The sequence below is a fragment of the Geoglobus acetivorans genome, assembly GCF_000789255.1.
Lineage (GTDB): Archaea > Halobacteriota > Archaeoglobi > Archaeoglobales > Archaeoglobaceae > Geoglobus > Geoglobus acetivorans_B.
The window spans coordinates 542,586-560,333 of record NZ_CP009552.1; the positions used below are offsets into that span (position 1 = coordinate 542,586).

At 47.0% G+C, this 17,748-nt stretch carries 19 protein-coding genes; 7 read left to right on the top strand and 12 right to left on the bottom strand.

Going from position 1 to position 17,748, the window contains the following annotated elements; translation table 11 throughout:
* Positions 1-16 precede the first annotated feature (16 nt).
* The 3 genes from GACE_RS03135 to GACE_RS03145 all read right to left on the bottom strand — a co-directional run bounded on the left by GACE_RS03135 (position 17) and on the right by GACE_RS03145 (position 3,861).
* Positions 17-1,996, bottom strand: a complete 1,980-nt coding sequence (locus GACE_RS03135) for a (Fe-S)-binding protein (protein ID WP_048093579.1) — start codon at positions 1,994-1,996, stop codon at positions 17-19.
* A 151-nt stretch (positions 1,997-2,147) separates the two neighbouring features.
* Complete coding sequence (locus GACE_RS03140) at positions 2,148-2,528, bottom strand: 30S ribosomal protein S8e (protein ID WP_048091109.1); 381 nt, start codon at positions 2,526-2,528, stop codon at positions 2,148-2,150.
* Positions 2,529-2,592: 64 nt separating this feature from the next.
* On the bottom strand, positions 2,593-3,861 hold the full coding sequence (locus GACE_RS03145) for a DUF22 domain-containing protein (protein WP_048091112.1): 1,269 nt from the start codon (positions 3,859-3,861) through the stop codon (positions 2,593-2,595).
* Positions 3,862-4,070: 209 nt separating this feature from the next.
* On the opposite strand from GACE_RS03145, the gene GACE_RS03150 reads away from it, so the two are divergent.
* The 4 genes from GACE_RS03150 (at position 4,071) to ribC (ending at position 7,995) form a co-directional block, all read left to right on the top strand.
* Complete coding sequence (locus tag GACE_RS03150; RefSeq protein WP_048093580.1) at positions 4,071-4,463, top strand: cytochrome c maturation protein CcmE domain-containing protein; 393 nt, start codon at positions 4,071-4,073, stop codon at positions 4,461-4,463.
* Positions 4,463-6,331, top strand: coding sequence for a heme lyase CcmF/NrfE family subunit (locus GACE_RS03155; protein ID WP_048091115.1), 1,869 nt, complete (start codon positions 4,463-4,465; stop codon positions 6,329-6,331). Before GACE_RS03150 ends, GACE_RS03155 begins: the two co-directional genes overlap by 1 nt.
* Positions 6,332-6,415: 84 nt before the next feature.
* On the top strand, positions 6,416-7,537 hold the full coding sequence (locus tag GACE_RS03160; RefSeq protein ID WP_048091117.1) for a pyridoxal-phosphate-dependent aminotransferase family protein: 1,122 nt from the start codon (positions 6,416-6,418) through the stop codon (positions 7,535-7,537).
* Positions 7,534-7,995, top strand: coding sequence for a riboflavin synthase (ribC, locus tag GACE_RS03165; RefSeq protein WP_048091119.1), 462 nt, complete (start codon positions 7,534-7,536; stop codon positions 7,993-7,995). The genes GACE_RS03160 and ribC overlap by 4 nt, the downstream gene beginning before the upstream one ends.
* A 138-nt stretch (positions 7,996-8,133) precedes the next feature.
* Here the strand turns inward: ribC and GACE_RS03170 are convergent, their stop codons facing one another.
* A complete protein-coding gene (locus GACE_RS03170) occupies positions 8,134-8,649 on the bottom strand; it encodes a flavin reductase family protein (RefSeq protein ID WP_048091120.1) in 516 nt (171 codons plus the stop codon).
* Between the two features lie 38 nt (positions 8,650-8,687).
* Positions 8,688-9,692, bottom strand: coding sequence for a zinc metalloprotease HtpX (locus GACE_RS03175; protein ID WP_048091122.1), 1,005 nt, complete (start codon positions 9,690-9,692; stop codon positions 8,688-8,690).
* A 106-nt stretch (positions 9,693-9,798) separates the two neighbouring features.
* Here GACE_RS03175 and GACE_RS03180 point away from each other — a divergent pair, with 106 nt between their 5' ends.
* Positions 9,799-10,341, top strand: coding sequence for a DUF429 domain-containing protein (locus GACE_RS03180; RefSeq protein ID WP_048091124.1), 543 nt, complete (start codon positions 9,799-9,801; stop codon positions 10,339-10,341).
* 9 nt (positions 10,342-10,350) lie between these two features.
* Here the strand turns inward: GACE_RS03180 and GACE_RS03185 are convergent, their stop codons facing one another.
* The 6 genes from GACE_RS03185 to GACE_RS03210 form a co-directional block, all read right to left on the bottom strand.
* The gene (locus GACE_RS03185) at positions 10,351-10,593 is read right to left on the bottom strand and encodes a hypothetical protein (RefSeq protein ID WP_148305905.1); all 243 of its coding nucleotides are present in this window, start codon (positions 10,591-10,593) and stop codon (positions 10,351-10,353) included.
* Between the two features lie 10 nt (positions 10,594-10,603).
* Entirely contained in the window at positions 10,604-11,647 is a 1,044-nt protein-coding gene (locus tag GACE_RS03190) for a hypothetical protein (RefSeq protein WP_148305906.1), read from the bottom strand.
* 159 nt (positions 11,648-11,806) lie between these two features.
* On the bottom strand, positions 11,807-12,418 hold the full coding sequence (locus GACE_RS03195) for an RlmE family RNA methyltransferase (RefSeq protein WP_048091130.1): 612 nt from the start codon (positions 12,416-12,418) through the stop codon (positions 11,807-11,809).
* Positions 12,399-12,794, bottom strand: a complete 396-nt coding sequence (locus GACE_RS03200) for a secondary thiamine-phosphate synthase enzyme YjbQ (RefSeq protein WP_048091132.1) — start codon at positions 12,792-12,794, stop codon at positions 12,399-12,401. The genes GACE_RS03195 and GACE_RS03200 overlap by 20 nt, the downstream gene beginning before the upstream one ends.
* Entirely contained in the window at positions 12,791-13,945 is a 1,155-nt protein-coding gene (locus tag GACE_RS03205) for a Clp1/GlmU family protein (protein ID WP_048091134.1), read from the bottom strand. Before GACE_RS03205 ends, GACE_RS03200 begins: the two co-directional genes overlap by 4 nt.
* Complete coding sequence (locus GACE_RS03210) at positions 13,935-14,846, bottom strand: hypothetical protein (protein ID WP_048091136.1); 912 nt, start codon at positions 14,844-14,846, stop codon at positions 13,935-13,937. Before GACE_RS03210 ends, GACE_RS03205 begins: the two co-directional genes overlap by 11 nt.
* A 165-nt stretch (positions 14,847-15,011) precedes the next feature.
* Between GACE_RS03210 and GACE_RS03215 the strand changes: the two genes are divergently transcribed.
* On the top strand, positions 15,012-16,628 hold the full coding sequence (locus tag GACE_RS03215; RefSeq protein WP_048091138.1) for a fatty acid--CoA ligase: 1,617 nt from the start codon (positions 15,012-15,014) through the stop codon (positions 16,626-16,628).
* 64 nt (positions 16,629-16,692) lie between these two features.
* Here the strand turns inward: GACE_RS03215 and albA are convergent, their stop codons facing one another.
* Positions 16,693-16,968, bottom strand: coding sequence for a DNA-binding protein Alba (gene albA / locus GACE_RS03220; RefSeq protein ID WP_048093581.1), 276 nt, complete (start codon positions 16,966-16,968; stop codon positions 16,693-16,695).
* Between the two features lie 172 nt (positions 16,969-17,140).
* Between albA and GACE_RS03225 the strand changes: the two genes are divergently transcribed.
* Positions 17,141-17,746 carry an archaellin/type IV pilin N-terminal domain-containing protein gene (locus GACE_RS03225; RefSeq protein WP_048091140.1) on the top strand — a complete coding sequence of 202 codons (606 nt, stop codon included), beginning with the start codon at positions 17,141-17,143 and terminating at the stop codon, positions 17,744-17,746.
* Positions 17,747-17,748 lie beyond the last annotated feature (2 nt).

Consider the following 17,748-nt stretch of genomic DNA (forward strand, 5'->3'; position numbering starts at 1 on the left):
ATTAAAAATAGAGAGTTTACTGCTCCTCTTCTTCGGGTCCGAAAGCGGACTCGTACACAAGCTCAATCACGTCCATCACTGCCATCCTGTCGTCCAGTTTCTCCATTTTAACCCCGTCTTCGAGCATTATCATGCAGAACGGGCATGCGACGGCGAGAACATCTGCTCCCGTGTCCCCTGCCTCTCTTGCCCTTATGTTGTTGGGCCTGTCATCTCCCGGATACTCTCTTACGAGGTTTCCACCTCCTCCACCGCAGCAGAATGCTCTGTCTCTGTTCCTTTCCATTTCGACAAGTTCAATTCCCGGAATTGCCTTCAGAATCTCCCTTGGCAGTTCATACATGCCGTTGTATCTTCCGAGGTAGCAAGGGTCGTGGAACGTAACCCGTCTGTTCACTGGATGCTTCAGCTTAAGCCTGCCATCCTTTATGGCATCGTATATTATTTCGAGAATGAACTTCGCCTCCACGTTTTCATATTCGTTCCTGAATGTGTTGTAGCAGTGCGGTGATGTGGCAAAGAGTTTCTCAACACCGTATTTCTCAAATGCTGCCACATTCTCTTCCTTTAGCACCTGGAAAAGACCCTCCTCACCGACTCTCCTCACGTCGTTTCCACAGCAACCCTCTTCCCTTCCGAGTATGGCGTAGCTGACCCCTATCTCGTTGAGTATCCTCACAAGTTTCTTCGCAACAATCTTGTTCCTGTTGTCGAAGGCGTGTCCGCAGCCAACCCACCAGAGCCACTCGAACTCAGAATCCTTGGTCCTCGGAACATCGAGGTCCTTGGCCCATGCGTCTCTCTTGTATTTCGCCTCTCCCCACGGGTTCTTCTGCTTCTGGACGTTTGTCAGGAAATCTCTGATGTCGGGCGGTGCCTCTCCGCTTTCTACAATGCCTCTCCTCATCTCGCCGATAATTTCCATCTGCTCGATGTAAATCGGACACATCTCCATGCAGGCCCTGCATGTTGTGCACGCCCATACCGCCTCCATGTCGAGAACATTATCGAGAAGCAGAACATCTTCTTTCTTGGGCCTGCCGAGCATGTCGAAGTTTTCGTTTAGCGTCTTTCTGAGATTCTGCATCAGGAACATTGGGGAGAGTGTGGTGCCGGAGTTAGAGGCAGGACACATGTCCTGACATCTCCCGCACCTCATGCATGCCAGGCTTGAGAGGATGTCTCTCCACTGCAGGTCCCCTGGCTCTATTGCCCCCAAGTATTCCTCGTCTTCAACAGTTCTTGCGGCAGCGCCCCTTTCACTTCTGGTCAGAATGTTGAGCGGTGCAGCAATAACGTGTGCGAGCTTTGTATACGGTATGAGGGCTATGAAGAGCAGGGCGAGCAGTGAGTGCACACTCCAGAGCGTTCTGTACAGTCCCAGGTCATAGGGAAGGAGCTTTGCTATTGCCTCTCCAATAATTGCAGTGTAGGCAGGTGTACCGCTTGCAATTCTTATGGCCTCAACAGCAAATCCCAGAACTGTTATCGTGAGCAGGAGCAGAAGTACAGCACCATCATCCTTTGCGTAGGGCCAGGCCTTTGAAAATCTGCTCGGTTTTGTGGAATATCTGTTCACAACGGCTATGATCAACCCGAGCAGGAGAGCAAGACCTGCAAGGTCCATCAGCGCTTCGTGAATGAGGTAGAACGTCCCCCTGAAGAATGACGAGTTGATATCTGCTGCTACGGTCAGAATGAGCGTCCCGATTGTGAGCACTATGAAACCCCAAAGTATCAGGATGTGCATCAGACCCATCTGGGATTCTCTGAAGTACAGTCTGACAAACAGGAATCCGTCTCTTATTGTGTACCAGATCCTTTTTCCGAGATTGTCGAGTCTGTCCTCATCGTTTCTGGCGATTTTGAGTATCCTGTACCATCTGTATACTCCTGCCAGGAAGATCAGCGTTGCAATCAGAAACAGTGCATAATGGACGTAATAAGGCAGTGATTTCCCGATTCCCCAGAGCAGTTCTCTTGTTGGAGCCTCCAAAACAATCACCTCCAGCCGATTCACCAAACCAGAAATTTACTGAATGGTGTTTGAACAAATATTAATAATTTTCTCTTTAAATCTGGTTTGGAGGCAGGAAAAGGGAATATTTTTAAAAAAGGCAGAATTTGTAAGGATTTTTAATAAAAAATTATTCCTCAACAAGAACAGCGTTTATAACGCCATCCTGGCCGGGTCTGCTGGTGATTACTGCTTTGCCCACTGATGTCTCTATTACCGCTCCCTTTGTAAGCACGTTCCTTCTGGCGAAGTGTATGTGGGCCTTGTTTTCCAGAACCCTCTTTATCTCTGCCTTGACGACCTTTTTCTCTGCGGGGATGTAAACATTTGCGTATCTGTCCTTGTATATTCTTATCTTGCAGTTACCTCCTCTGACCCTTATCTTCTTGATCTTCCTCTCTCCGATCAGCGCTTCAACATATTCTCTTCCAAGCTCATACTTCCTCTTTTTCCTGAACCTCTTGTACAGCTTTCCCGTGTATTTCCTCTTACTTCTACCCTGAAAGATCACAGTGACACCTCCTGATGCTCTGGATAGGCAGGTCTATTTAAATATTTTATCCTTGCCCCGTCTATCAGCCATATTTCCTCACAAACAGTTCTGGAGAGGTCAGGGGCGTTATCTGATACTGCATCAGAACGCCTATCATGTCTCCTCTGAGGATCTCACCATCGAATGGTGATATTATTATGGCCGAATCGACAACTCTGTCCTCTTCGACGAACCTCTGGGCTTCAAGCTCCACGTCTATGGTTATTCCGTAGGCATGCCCTCTTCCACCCATTGGTTGAATGACTGAACCGGCCGGAATATCTATCTTTTCGAGCAGAATTCTCTCTGGTCTGTTGGCCCGAATGGTCTTGGTTTCTGCACTTATAATGGGTTTCAGGTATCCTATGCTGCTTCTCCTGAACAGGAACGGTGTGTGTTCGAATTCAATTCTTTTAAGGCCATTGTTCTCCCTGACGACCACATTTCCCCTGACCTTCTCGTTCAGGAAGGGGACGATCTTATCGAACATCTCGCCTATGGACACAGTGTACAGGTTCAGGACACCGATGACGTCTCCCTTTCTGATTTCGCCCCCTTCTGCCGGAAGGAAGTACACTCCGGTAATGAGCTTTCTCTCCTCAATCCTTCTGGGTCTGCCAGGAGAGTAAACGTCGATTATCGTTCCCAGGGGATGGCGGTGGCCGTACAGTGGCACCGGGATTGTGTTTCTCGGTATCTCGACCGGTCTTATCTTTATCATCCTGCCGTTGCCGGGTTCAAGCGAGACGTCTTCGTCAGCGACGAGCATTCTCCATTCTCCGATGTGCCATCTTGAATACCAGGGTTCCTCGATGATGATTCTCTTCCTGTAAACGAGATCTCCCTCTTTGTACACAACACTACCCTGAATTTTTTCGAGCTTTGGTCTGGTTTCGGGTGGTTTCAGATACTCAATTTTTTCCATGCTTCCGACATTGATGGGATAAACCTTTATGACTCCTATAATGTCTCCCGGCTCGATTTCTCCGTAGTCTATCCCATAAAAATAGGCATATCTGATTTTTCTGACTTCCTCAATTTTTCTGATTTCATCTGTGAGAACATCAATGGTTGTTCCGTAAGCATGTCTGAAGATCGACAGTGGTGCGATTGTGCTTTTCTGAGGAAGCTCTATTTCTCTAATCCTGATGACCTCGAGCCTGTCCTTTCTCACGATTTTTGATTCATCTGCAATGATCGTTTTCCAGTAAGCATGACCTGCGCTTTTAAAAATGGCGTTTTTGAAAGAGATTTCCTTTCGCCCTATTTCTCTGCTTTCGGGATTTTTCAGAGTGGCAACTGCGGCTCTCATGAGAATTTCTTAACAATTAAACATTAAAAATTTTTCGATAAGGGGTCCGGTAAAAGTTAATAAAGTGTGGCAGCCTGAGATATCCCGGCAATGATGAAAGGGCCCCGCTGAATGGTGATGAGGGTCTTGAGTGCTGAGCCGTAATGAACCATAATTAACTATTTATCCGGATGGAAAAAGTTTTTAATTTGCCCGATCAGAGAATTATCATGGTCAAATCGAACCAGATAAGGCTTATGATTGGAATTTCGCTGATAGGTTTTTCCATCCTCGTGGTTTTTGCGTTCAACCAGGGCATAAGCCCGTATCTGACCGTCAGCGAGGTTGTCAGCAGAGGTACTGCTGAGAACGTGCAGGTAAATGGAACGATTGTCCAGTACTCGCTTGTGGAATACGACAACGGAACAAAAACGTTCAAACTGACAGATGGAAAGAGTGAGATTCTGGTTGTATATAATGGCTCTCTCCAGTACTTCCCGGGTGAAGATGTTATTCAGGCGGTTGTAAAGGGCGATTACAGGAATGGTGTCTTTTACGCTGAGGACGTGCTGATGAAATGTCCGAGCAAGTATGAGGTGGAGGACAGCAAACTGAAGAGGTGATGGGTCTGGATCCCGGCTACCTCTTACTTATTCTTGCCTTTTTTGCCAGTCTTTACTCGACTTATGCATTCCTTCTTGCCGTAAGATCAAGGGGGAAAAAAGCTGCCATAACCGCGAGAAAAGGCGAGCAGGCGACATACCTGTATTCCCTCATCATCGTTGTTGCCTATCTGCTTTTAACGTATTATTTCCTGGTAAGGGATTTCGACGTTCAGTATGTTTATTACTACTCTGACAGTCATCTGAATCTTGCCTATACAATAAGTGCAGTGTGGGCGGGCAGGGAAGGTTCTCTCCTCCTCTGGGCATTTTTCCTGTCTATTCTTAATGTCGTGTTCCTGAGGGTTGAGAAAAAAGATGCTCTCTCTGCACTGGCCCTTTCAATTTCCTCTGCAACCGTATCATTTTTCGTTCTTGTGATGCTGACATTCTCCAACCCATTCCAGAGGTTCGGTGTCAATCCGGGTGAAGGTTACGGATTGAATCCGCTACTGAGAACTCCTGAAATGGCGCTCCATCCACCCACAGTATTTCTCGGCTATGCCGCAGCGACAATACCCTTTGCCCTCGCCATTGGCTCAATCTACCTCAAACAGGATGGATGGCACCTGAGAGCAAGATTGTGGGCTTTGGTATCCTGGATATTCCTTTCAGTTGGAATCTTTCTTGGTGCGTGGTGGGCCTACAAGACCCTCGGATGGGGCGGATTCTGGGCATGGGATCCGGTTGAAAATGCATCTCTGTTACCTTGGTTAACGATTACCGCCCTTCTTCATGGAATAATGAGAAACAGGAGCTTCAAAAGCTGGAATTACTGGCTGGCGTATGTTTCCTTCGCCCTCGTAATATTTGCCACGTTCATCACGAGGAGCGGAATCATCGAGAGTGTGCATGCGTTTGGTGAGAATCCTGAGGGCTGGCTTTACCTGATCCTGATAGCAATTGCGGGGATGCTGTCTGCATACCTGTTCTCCGCGAGAAAGGATGTTTTTCACTCAGAACAGTATTCGACATTTTCAAGAGATTTTGCGATTTTTCTGAACATGCTCATACTAATTCTATCCACCGCCACAGTACTCATCGGGACCGTGGCTCCAACCCTTGTTTCAGGAATTTCTGTCGGGAGAGAGTACTACGACAGGGTTGAAACACCCCTTGCAATTCTGCTGACAGTTCTCCTCGGTGCGTGCATTTCCATAGGCTGGCGTGCTGACAGAGAGAATACGCTCAGGCTGCTCAGGATTTCGGTTCCTGCCGGAGCAATCATGTTTGCCCTGACTCAGATACTTGCAGGCATGTTTTATGTGTCTCTCGCTGCAGGTATAGGCGTATTTTCTCTCACAAATCACCTCATGACCTTCAGGCCCTCAGACCTCAGGAATGCAAGAAAGGCCGGGGGCTACATCGTCCACATCGGAATCATACTCATCGCCATCGGAGTTGCTGGAGCCTGGATGTATGATGAGGTACATCAGAATGTGAGGGTGGGAATCAAGGATAAAACAAAAATCGACACGAGGTTTGGAGACATCACCCTTGAAATCACGGATGCCAGGCAGATCGACCACCACGACAGGTCTGAGGTCGTGATAACGCTGAACGTGTATGAAAACGGTGTTTTAAAGGGAACGGTGACCCCAACAATCACCCAGTACAACCTTCTCAGACAGGACAGGGTGATATATTCAGTGTCGATACTCTCTGACCCGTTCAAGGATATATACATTGCTATTGGAAGTATCTCCATGGACTCTGCGTTTTTTGAGGTTCATGTAGTCCCGCTCGTATCTCTGGTCTGGCTGGGTTCAATCCTTGTTATAGCCGGAGGGGTGGTTTCGGCGGTGATGAATCCGCCGAGGAAAGAATGACAAATTATTTAGGAAATTTTTTATATATTTTTATATCCAATCTCCGGCAAAAATTATATTAACGCCCCGTTCGTGCTTCAGAACATGGTAAGGGACGATCTGCTGATGATTCCGGGACCGGTCAAACTTCACGAAAGGATAATAAAGGCGATGTCCAGCCAGATGATAAGTCACAGAAGCCGGGATTTTGAAGAGGTTTTTGAATACTGCAAGAATGCAATAAAACCTCTTTTCGGAACCTCAGGCGATATTGCGATCATCAGCGGTAGCGGAACTGCTGGAATGGAAGCCGCTGTTGCTTCGTTTTCAAAGGTTAAAAAAATCACCGTTGTGGATAATGGAAAGTTTGGAGAGAGGTTTGCAAAGATTGGTGCAAGATATACAGAAGTGGATCACCTCAGATTTGAGTGGGGAAGCAGTGTTGACCTCGGAAAGGTTGAAGAGAGCCTCGCGAACGGAAGTGAGGCCATAGCCTTTGTCCACAACGAAACATCAACCGGAATACTCAATCCCGCAAGAGAGATAGCCAAAATCGCCAGAAAATACGATGCCCTTGTTATTATGGATGGGATTACGAGTGTTGGTGGAGACGAGGTCCGAATGGACGAGTGGGGCATTGACGTTGCAGTGGTTGGATCACAGAAGTGCATAGGGGCACCACCGGGTCTTGCGGCGGTTGCAATAAACGAGAGGGCGTGGGATTTCTACAGCGAATCCGTGCCCTACTATCTCGACCTCAGAGCCTATGTCAAAAAGGCTGAGAGCAATCAGACACCCTACACCCCAGCTGTGCCTCTGTTTCTCGCCTTTGCCGAGGCTCTCAGAATAATCGAAGAAGAGGGAATCGAAAACAGGATCGAAAGACACAGAAAATTTGCAAGGGCAACCAGGGTCTGGGCTGAAAATGCCGGACTCGAACTTTTCCCTGCTCTGAACGAACACTCCAGCTACTCAAACACCGTAACGGCCATAAAAATGCCCGACGGTATTGCGGACAGGGATCTCAGAGGGACTCTGAGAGAGGAGTACGGAATAACCATCTCTGGTGGACAGGAGCATCTGAAGGGCAGGATATTCAGAATCGGTCACATGGGCAATGTTACCAAAAGGGATTTGGTCGCCACGCTCTCCGCTATAGAAGATATACTATTGAGAAAGAATGCGGTAAAGCCAGCATTACATGCTGCGATGGAGGAGCTTGGATGAAGATAGGAATAGTGGACACAACGTTCTCCAGAATAGATATGGGCAGTATAGCCATTGACGAGCTTAAAAATTACGCTGGTGTGAAGTACATACGCAGAACAGTTCCAGGAATAAAGGACCTTCCGGTAGAGGCGAAAAGGCTGATTGAGGAGGAGAAATGCGACATAGTCATAACCCTTGGCTGGGTTGGTAGAGCTGAAAAAGACGCTCTGAGCTACATTGCCCTTTCTGTAGGAAAGATTATTGCTGAGCTGATGACGAACACACACATAATCGATGTTACAGTCCATGAAGATGAGGCGGAGGACGAGAAAACTCTACTGAGGGTGGCTGAAAACAGAGTCAGGGAACATGTAAGGAATGCTATCGACTTGGTGAGGAATCCAGAAAGGCTCGTGAAGCAGGCAGGGACAGGTCAGAGGCAGGGTTACGAGGATGTTGGACCAATTCTGAAGTGAATCCGGGCTGAACGTTTTTTACATCTCCATTCCAATTATTTTAGTGCAATGAATGATTGCACAATCTGCGGGAAACCGGGATTTTCCCGAACTGTCTCAGCATCCCCAGATGTGCGAAAAGTCATGGTGAGGTTCCTGTCACATCCTGAGGTGTTCCAGGTATACTGTGGCCGTCTCGGGAGTCTTCCCCTTCATTTTGTAGTGATACTCTGCATACGTGAGTGGTTCTCCATCCTTAAGAATTTCAGCCTCAACGACCTCACCGAAAAACAGGGTGTGGGTCCTGACTTCCATTATGTCTCTGACCTCTGCCTCAATGTATGCTATGCTGTGATCTCTCACAACCGGGGCTCCGGTTTTTCCCCAGAAGAAATCAACATCTTCGAATTTGTTTGAATCTCTTCCTGTACGGAACCCGAACTTTCCTATGAATTTCAGAGGTGTATTCCTGTCAAGAACCGATACAGAGAACACTCCGGATTCTTTCACGCACTCGTTTGTGAGGTTTTTATTGTTCAGGCATACTGCAACCATCACAGGTTCGGAAGTTACCTGAAAGACTGTATTGGCTATCTGACCGTTTGGCACACCGTCTTTATGGCTTGAAACGATATAAAGCCCGTAGCTGATTCTGTATAATGCTTCCGGATTCATAAAAATAAATAGTTCTGAAACTATTAAAAATTAATCAATCAGTATGGCAGAGAGTCGATAAACGTCAGCCTCTTGGATATGGGCGGGTGCGTTGAGAGGAATTCCTCAACGGGTGAGACCTTGGTTTTCTTCAGCATCTCAATGTCCCTCATTGACACGTATGGGCTAGCAACCGCATTTGTGAATGCGTAGATGAACAGTGCCTTGAAACTGCTGTCCCTGATTTCATCGAGTGCCCTCGGGATTCTGTGGTAGTATGCATGTATCTTTGCGAGAGATGCCTGCATGGGCAATTTTCCGGCAACCCTGACTCCTTCCGTGTCGGCATAGTACTCTCTCAGCCTGCTGAACGCCAGAACGAGGATCTGAACGACGAAGCTTGCCACAACCGCAGCAATGCCTATAAGTGCTGAACCCCTGTTCCTGTCATCCCTCAATCCTGTATGCACGAGAGCGTATCCGAGGTAAAAGATCACGGAGGGCAGGAGTCCGAAGAGGAGCATCACTGCTGAATCTCTGTGTCTGTGGTGTCCTATTTCATGCCCTATTACTGCCATGAGTTCCTCCCTTTCGAGCATGCCTGCAAGTGCATCAGACACTGCCACGAATTTCCCTGTAAGGAAATTTCCGTAGGCAAATGCGTTGGGAGGTGACTTGACGATCATGGCCTTGTACTTTCTCTTATCACCAAGTCTCATCGCTATCTCATCGACGAGTGCCTGAAGTTCTGGACTGGGTTTTGCCCCGTACATCGTGTTAATTATGTAAGGAGAGATGAGGTACATTGCGAGATTTGCCAGCACTATGAATGCTATCAGCCCGTAAAATCCGATATAAATGCCTGAGTATACGAGAACGTAGTATATGACGGAGCCACTAACTGCGAGAATGAGTACTGCCACCAGCAGCATGGATGTGTAAAGAGAGAACCTTCCCGCAAGCCTTCCTGCGAGTTTCGGGGCTATGAATGCCGCCATGAGGAACATTATCATGTAGCCCACGGTCGCCAGTATCAGGTACACCGGATCAAATATCAGGAACATGTGTATAGATGGTTGTAATGAGTTTAAAATCCTTATCCCTGAGAAATCCGCCTTTTGAGTGGAGTTTCATAGCATTTTTAAGTTAAGAGAACCGGTGCAGTATGTTATGTGGGTTGCCGGTATTGATGTCGGTCTGAGAAAATCAGTATCGGCAGTCATTGATGGAAGGAAAGCAGTGGTTTTTGACGATTACAGGAAACTGCTCGATATTGATGTGTCTGCAGTTGGTATAGATGCGCCGCTCTCGTTTCCAGAAAAAGGTGGTTTCAGAGAGTGCGAAAGGAAGCTTCTGAAGATGGGTATACGCCTTTTTCCCTCAGGCGCAGGGTTTTTAAGGAGGGTTGGCGAAAAAGGAATGGAAATTGCTGAGGAGTTCAGAAGAAAAGGCGTTGAGGTTTACGAGGTTTATCCATACGCAACACGCACGATCCTCGACATCGCACCTGAAGCAAACAAAAGGTCCAAAGACGGACTGGATGTGATAAAAAAGCGTCTGCATAACTTTTTGATATTCGATACGGAAATTGCAGATCACAATCAGGTTGATGCGTTAATCTCTGCTCTGGCTGTGAAACTGTATTTGGATGGCAGGGGAAGAATCGTGGACGGCATCGATGGGGCGATCCTGATTCCAGAAGTTAAAAAATAAAAGCAGAATTTAAATGTCAAAGCTCAGGTTGTTAAGCTCCTGAGTCGCATTCTCAAGCTCCTGGAGTTCTGTAAGCTCTTTCAGCACGTCGTCTATTGATGTCTCAACATTGCTGACGTTCGTGGCAGAGGGTGTCGCAGTTTCCACTGGAGTGGTGGTTTTTTTCACAGTCTCCTCAACGCCCTTCTGATTGCATCCGAAGATGGCTATTACAGCAATTGCCGATAGTATGATCAGCAGCTTTGCATTCATTTTAATCACCTCATGAGCTTTCATTTAAAGCCGTGCTGTTCTGCCTGAGTTCTCTAATGTTCTCAGCATACTCTTTGAACACATCCCTAAGTTCCATCATAGAGTCTCTGAATTCTTCAATTGCCTCGTGATAAAGCTCCTTACCTTCTTTAAGCTCCTCTATGGCCATTTCATAATTGTCTGAATTTATTGCGTTATCGAAGTGCTGGAGTGCAAGAGTTATGCTATCCTTTGCCTCTGAAAGGGCTTCGAGATACTCCAGATAGGCCTCTTCGATCTCTGTGGTATCTGCCCCAATCTCTTCAAGCTTTGTTATTTTATCTTCTATTATCCATGTCCTGTTTTCAGCCTTCTCAATAACCTCAAGGAACTTGAGTGCCACGACCTTTGAGGTGACTGCGTTAATTTTCACCCTCTGGAGCGACCACTCTTCTCTGAACGCAAGGACATTATCTCTGAATTCCTGCGGGGTTGTCGAGTTGTTGAAAACCAGCTCCCATCCGTAAAGGGTCTCTTTTATTGCCTCAATGTCCCCAAGAAGTTCGGCCGTTGCATTATCGCTCAGATTCATTGCTATCACTCTGTTTTCAAGCTCATCGAGATGGGCTATTGCAAATCCAACACCGTTCACCACAAACCCCTTTGCGGTGTTGAATACCTCAGGGTCCTCGAGACCTCTGTGCTTCATTCTTTCGTATCTCTCCTTCTCCTCCATGTATTTCATTCTGTGTTCTTCCTTGACTTCCCTGACATGTTCCATTCTCTCTTTCATTCTCTCTCTGTATTCCTTAATTTCCTCCATTCTTTCTTTCCATCTTTCTCTCATCTCGTGCCTTTTTTCGGTTAGATCATCGTCGTGGTCGTCATCATCGTGACCCGTTCCCATTGCCGGACCCATGCCCATACCCATGCCATAGGTTTCATTCATTGTTGAGTTCATGCTGTCGTTTGCATACGGATGCTCGTCATCGTCTTCCATCATGCCATGTGCCATGACGAATGCGGGCATCAGTGCAACAATAAGCACCGCACCTATTGCGATATACCACCTCATACCAATCACCATACTAATGTTACGTGTCAAAAAATATATCGATTGTTTCAGGTACCACAGATGAAAAGGCACCGGATATTTTATCAGTCTTTACAAACCTTTACGGTACTTTAGATCGCTTAAATGGACGTGTAAAATAGAAATGATGTCAAAATACACTCATTCGTCTTTTTTCGGTCTGAACTTTCCTCCGAACCCCTTGCCTATGAAGTAAATTTCCGAACTCCTCTTTCTCGATGCCGGTGGTGAGTGAAGTTTTTTGAATCTGAAATGTTTTTTAAACTCTGCAAAGAGCTTCGGGGTCTCCTCGCCCTGAAACATCTTGACGACAAAGTTTCCACCCGGTTTGAGGAACTTCTTGGCAATTGTGAATGCCGCCTCGACAAGCTCAACGGATCTGTAATGGTCTATGTCCCAGTGTCCTGTGATCTTGGGTGATGCGTCGCTGATAACAACGTCAAATCTGTCCCTGATTTCCCTGATTTTTTCCCATGTTTCTTCGGACGTCATGTCACCCTGAATGAATGTAACCCCCTCAATATCTTTCATTGGGCTGAGGTCAATGGCAACTACACTGGCCCCAAGTTCAGCGGCAACCTGGCTCCAGCCTCCCGGGGATGCTCCGAGATCAAGAACCCAGTAGCCGGGTTTTATTAACCCAAATTTTGCATTCATCTGTTTGAGCTTGTATGCAGCCCTGCTCCTGTAGCCCTCCTTTTTTGCTCTCCAGTAATAGTGATCCTGCCGGTCTTCAACCCTTCTTGGCTTCATAGGTCATCACGTAAACTCTCCTTTTTCTCGGCCCATCAAACTCAACAAAAAGTATTCTCTGCCAAGTACCGAGCAAAAGCTCACCACGCACAACTGGAATTGTTACGGAGTTTCCGAGAATGCTTGCCTTGATGTGTGCATCTGCGTTGCTGTCTATCCTGTCATGCGAGTATCCTGCCATGTAAGGCACAAGCTCGGAGAGCTTTTTTATAAAATCATCAAGCAGACCCCTTTCCGCCTCATTCACGATGACTGCTGTGGTTGTGTGGGGTGTGTAGATGACAGCAAATCCATTTTCAAGCTGAACAACCTTTTTCACGTCATCCGTAATGTCGATGATTACCTCCCTTTTCTGAGTGGTGATATCGATTATCATGGTACCCTCACCAGTATTTCCTTCAGGTCTTCATCGAGCCTGAAGCTTCCAAACTCAACAGTGTCGGTATCTTTACGGCCAAGGATTTTAATTTTCCTCTCTTCGAAGTCGATGTCCTTCAGAATTCCAGGGGAAAGGTATCTGTTTCCCCTGAAAAGTCCCAGGAACAGGCCCCTGAGGTCGGACGGCTTTACAATGTTTACCTCAGCAACACCATACAGCTCTCTCAGCATCGATATCGCCTCCCTGCCGGCATCGAAGTTTTCAGAGTAAATGTTCAGAAAATCGAAGCCTTTCTCAGCATATACAACATCTCCAAATGAACTCAGGAGATCATCTTCCATTCTGTATCCCCGAAGCATGGAGGTATTCCTCGTTTTGACATCGTCTATGCAAACTTCGACCTCCTCAAGCTCGCTTAGCCAGTGTTCGTACCTCCTCCCTCTGATTGACGCTCTCAGATTTCTGTCCCTCTTCTTAACAACAAAACTTTCGAGTGTAATAGTTTCATAACCCTCCAGATAGTATGGTGGTTGGCCAAAACAGGCAACAACGTCAGGTTCGAACGCCTCTATTTTGGACAGCTTGTACTCCCTTGCCCTCCACCCCTTGACCCACCCTGTGGTATCGACGACCGCCCTGCCTTTCACCCTCTTGACAAGGTGTGTGAACGCTCTCAGACACCTCGACTCAAAACCGGAAGGTGAAATCACACCCGCAAAGGCTATCTCAGAAATCTCAAGCTGCTGGAGGGAATATACGTCAGATTTTTTCACGCCCATCCCCATTGCACCGGGATGTGCAATGTCGTTCTGTCCCACATCGGCATCTATTGCGGTTTCGACACCCATCGTGTTCATCACGTATGCTGCAAAGCTACTCTTTCCTGAGTCCGATTCTCCGAAAAGGAATATTCTGCCGTAATCTTTATCTGAAAACCTTCTCCAGCTTTCCGGTATCGTGCTGCCGCTGACTGCAACGTAGTCTCCGGTAATTTTTACCTCTGCATCTTCCGGAAAGTATAGTGGAAGGATTTTTCCTCTCTCTACATGGGCTTCCCTGAATTTCCCACCGAAGATGTGGGCAGAGGAACTGCTTTCGAATCTTCCCGGTCCAAATAAAAGAATGGTGGTGTTGCCCTCAACTCTCATTTCCAGATGTTTCGACTGGTTTTATGAACACTGCTCTCATTTCCGGTTTTGCTTCGAGAATTCTGGTGAAGTTTGTATCGTGCATGAATGCTATGTTGAGGTCTCCATACCTGGTCACATTGTAGTATTCTGTGACGTTGCTCTGAACGAAAAAGATGTTTTGCTTGAAGTTTATTGCCACGACCTTGTCGTATCCGCCTGAATCGTTCAGGGCAATGCCTTCGAAGTAAAAATCAGCCACCTCGCCCTCGGAACCGTTCATTCTTATGCTCCTGTTGGCAAGGTCTCCAAACAGCACCAGAGCGAATTTGTAATTCAAATCTGGAATTTTCTCGATGTATGCAGTGTAATTGTCCTCAACTTTCGTAACACCTGAAATCCTGTCGATGTACTTGTAAACCGCATCGGATGTACCCACAGCAACTGGATTCACATTTTCAGCCATCGCATATCCCTTAACGAGCTTGACGGTAACGCCCATGTATTCATCCTTGCTCTCATGCCTGAAGAATACCTTGTAGTTTCCGGAATCGAGGAGATAAACGTACGGATTGTTTCCTGGCAGAGTCTGGGGATACTCCACATAGTACATTGAATTGAGAGAGACGAGGCCAATGTAATTGTATCTGAACAGCGGATCATAGGACACAAGACTCTTGTAATAAGCATCCACCAGCTGTACAAGTCCCGGATCTGTCAGATTGAAGTTCAGATATATCACTCTCGATGAATCCGAAACAAGGTCCAGTATCTCCTTAAATCCACTTACCTCATACTTGATTTCTCTTTCGGGTAGGGTTTTTGAGCCTTTGAAAGCATACACCAGTACAGAGCCGAGCATGATAAGTGCGAGCATCAGAGCAAGCAGTTTTGCACCTCTCGTCTCAAGCGGTTTAGCCATGCCCAAACAATCAAGAAATTGTTTTTAAAATTTTGTCTGCTGTTTTCGGGAAGGGGTGTGCAAAATTCTGAATTGAGTAGTGTGTGGACATTCGGTTATGCTGTGGCCTGTGCCGGTTAACAGGTTAACAAAAGATATATTAGTTTGCAAATTAAACAATCAATCATGAATGAGGCCTATAACTACCAGCTTTTGATAAAGCATATTCTGGAGAGTGGGGTGAACTATGCGCCGAAGCAGGAGATAGTTTACAGGGACAAGGTGCGATACAGCTACACGGAATTTTACGAGAGAGTCCACAGACTTGCCAGCGCACTTGAAGAGCTTGGAGTTAAAAAAGGCACCAAGGTGGCGGTTCTTGACTGGGACAGCCATCGCTATCTTGAATGCTACTTCGCGATTCCGATGATGGGTGCGGTTCTGCACACTGTCAACGTGAGGCTGAGTCCTGAAGATATCCTTTACACGATGCAGCACGCAGACGACGAGGTTGTTCTCGTCTTCAGGGACTTCGTCCCCCTGATGGAGAAGCTCAAGGATAAGCTGCCAAACGTGAAAAACTACGTGATAATGACCGATGATGCCATGCCAGAAAACACTCTCACCGACATTGAGTATGAGGAAATGCTGAAGAATGCAAGCAGCGATTACGATTTCCCCGATTTTGACGAGAACACCATGGCCACCCTCAGCTACACAACCGGCACGACAGGGAGACCAAAGGGGGTGTGGTTCACCCACAGGAAGCTTGTCCTGCACACCCTTTCTGGAAGTGTGGCACTTGCCGCTTATAGATCTCCTCTGAGGCTTGTGCTGGAAAAAGAAGTATACATGCCCCTCACACCAATGTTTCACGTTCATGCATGGGGAGTGCCATACATGATGTTCCTCCTCGGGCACAAGCACGTGTATCCAGGCAGGTATGAACCTGAAATGATTGTAAAACTCGTACTCTCAGAGGGTGTCACAATTACGCACTGCGTCCCAACCATACTTCAGATGATCGTTGACAATATCCCCGAAGGATTGAAGTTCAACGGGTGGAAGATTCTGATTGGAGGAGCGAAACTCCCTGAGGGTCTTGCAATTAAAGCGAGGGAGAAGGGCATCATAACAATGTCGGCCTACGGCATGTCTGAAACCTGTCCTGCCTTAACCGGAGCGTTTCTGAAGCCCCACCTGCTTGACCTGTCTGAAGAGGAGAAAACAAAGATTTCCGTGAAAACCGGAATACCCTTCCCGCTTGTGTACGTCAGGGTTGTCGATGAGGACATGGCTGATGTGCCTGCCGACGGAAAAACGATGGGTGAGGTTGTTACAAGGGCGCCGTGGCTTACGGACACCTACCTCAAAGACGAGGAGAAAACGAAAGAACTGTGGAGGGGTGGCTGGCTTCACACCGGAGATATAGCGGTGGTGGATGAGGAAGGATACATAACAATCGTTGACAGGCTCAAGGACGTGGTTAAAAGCGGTGGGGAGTGGATCTCTACTCTGACACTCGAGAACATTCTCAGCCTGCATCCGAAGGTCAGAGAGGCGGCGGTGATTGGTATTCCGGATGAGAAATGGGGTGAGAGGCCGCTCGCAATTGTCGTTCCTGCTGAAGGCGTAAGCGAGGAGGAGATCAGGCAATATCTCATGGAATACGTCGAGAAGGGGACGATAACAAAGTGGGCCGTTCCTGACAGGGTTGTGTTCATGAATGAACTGCCAAAAACGAGTGTTGGCAAGATAGACAAGAAGGTCCTCAGAAAACAGTTTTCAGAAGGGTTGCAGTGAAACGCTCCCCAGCTTTTTATTTTTGATTAATTTTTTATTAAAATTAAATAGGAGGTAGAAAAAATTACTCCTTAACAAGCTCAATTTCGATGGTTGAAACGTTGACGATCCTTCCCTGCTCGCTCTCAAGCTCCTCTGTGTCAATTCTGATGTCGCTGACCTTCACGTTGGGCATAAACCTGTTCTTGACAATCTCTGCAACATCGACAGCCCTGCTGATTGCCTTTCCTCTTGCCTTTATCACAACCTTGCTTGCGCCCTCATTGAGCTGCGTAAGGGTTGCGAGAACGTAGTTCATTACCGGCTTTGAACCCACAAACACTACTGCTTCCTCTGCCATGGCTATCACCTGGCCTGCTAAAAAGGACTCGATATTTAAACCTTATTAAATGCCGGGAGTTCCGATACCCAACTTTCACTTTTGCAATTACAAAATGTAAATTTCATTGATAAAAAAAGAATATTTATATTTTTGCATTTCAAGAGTGATTGTAATTGTGAGGTGGTGAGCTGTGAGTTGGAAAAAGTTAAGGAAAAACGAAAAGGGATTTACAGGGCTCGAAGCAGCAATTGTTCTGATAGCTTTTGTTACAGTGGCTGCAGTGTTCAGCTACGTTATGCTTGGAGCCGGTTTCTATACGACCCAGAAAGGAAAGCAGAGCGTTGACACTGGAGTTAAACAGGCCTCTTCAAGCATGGAGCTTGATGGCCAGTATATCTACCTTGTAGCAAATACAACAGGCTCGAGCGGAGATGTCAAGGAAATCTACTATTATGTTACACTGTCTGCTGGAGCAACCGCTATCGACCTCAACAATACTGTTGTTGCACTCAGATATCAGAACTACTACCTCCAGCTGCCCTATGATGCGACAACCAAATACTGGACATACCAGGGCATAGTGGATGTGGACGGAGGTACGCCAGACAACCTGCTTGAGAAGAACGAGAAGTACAAGATAACGATAAACATTACGGCCTTGCAGAATGCTGGCATGGTTACCAACCTGCCTACGACAAACGACTACGTGACCATCGAAATGAAGCCACCAATAGGTGCGCCGCTCATAGTTAACAAGCAGATTCCGCCAAGCCTGACGAGTCTTACATGGGTGTGAGG

Bases quoted from the DNA above. Each gene is read 5' to 3' on its own strand.
- GACE_RS03145 (WP_048091112.1), bottom strand. From the start codon at position 3,861: ATGAGAGCCGCAGTTGCCACTCTGAAAAATCCCGAAAGCAGAGAAATA.
- GACE_RS03150 (WP_048093580.1), top strand. From the start codon at position 4,071: ATGGTCAAATCGAACCAGATAAGGCTTATGATTGGAATTTCGCTGATA.
- GACE_RS03155 (WP_048091115.1), top strand. From the start codon at position 4,463: ATGGGTCTGGATCCCGGCTACCTCTTACTTATTCTTGCCTTTTTTGCC.
- GACE_RS03160 (WP_048091117.1), top strand. From the start codon at position 6,416: ATGGTAAGGGACGATCTGCTGATGATTCCGGGACCGGTCAAACTTCAC.
- ribC (WP_048091119.1), top strand. From the start codon at position 7,534: ATGAAGATAGGAATAGTGGACACAACGTTCTCCAGAATAGATATGGGC.
- GACE_RS03170 (WP_048091120.1), bottom strand. From the start codon at position 8,649: ATGAATCCGGAAGCATTATACAGAATCAGCTACGGGCTTTATATCGTT.
- GACE_RS03175 (WP_048091122.1), bottom strand. From the start codon at position 9,692: ATGTTCCTGATATTTGATCCGGTGTACCTGATACTGGCGACCGTGGGC.
- GACE_RS03180 (WP_048091124.1), top strand. From the start codon at position 9,799: ATGTGGGTTGCCGGTATTGATGTCGGTCTGAGAAAATCAGTATCGGCA.
- GACE_RS03185 (WP_148305905.1), bottom strand. From the start codon at position 10,593: ATGAATGCAAAGCTGCTGATCATACTATCGGCAATTGCTGTAATAGCC.
- GACE_RS03190 (WP_148305906.1), bottom strand. From the start codon at position 11,647: ATGAGGTGGTATATCGCAATAGGTGCGGTGCTTATTGTTGCACTGATG.
- GACE_RS03195 (WP_048091130.1), bottom strand. From the start codon at position 12,418: ATGAAGCCAAGAAGGGTTGAAGACCGGCAGGATCACTATTACTGGAGA.
- GACE_RS03200 (WP_048091132.1), bottom strand. From the start codon at position 12,794: ATGATAATCGATATCACCACTCAGAAAAGGGAGGTAATCATCGACATT.
- GACE_RS03205 (WP_048091134.1), bottom strand. From the start codon at position 13,945: ATGAGAGTTGAGGGCAACACCACCATTCTTTTATTTGGACCGGGAAGA.
- GACE_RS03210 (WP_048091136.1), bottom strand. From the start codon at position 14,846: ATGGCTAAACCGCTTGAGACGAGAGGTGCAAAACTGCTTGCTCTGATG.
- GACE_RS03215 (WP_048091138.1), top strand. From the start codon at position 15,012: ATGAATGAGGCCTATAACTACCAGCTTTTGATAAAGCATATTCTGGAG.
- albA (WP_048093581.1), bottom strand. From the start codon at position 16,968: ATGGCAGAGGAAGCAGTAGTGTTTGTGGGTTCAAAGCCGGTAATGAAC.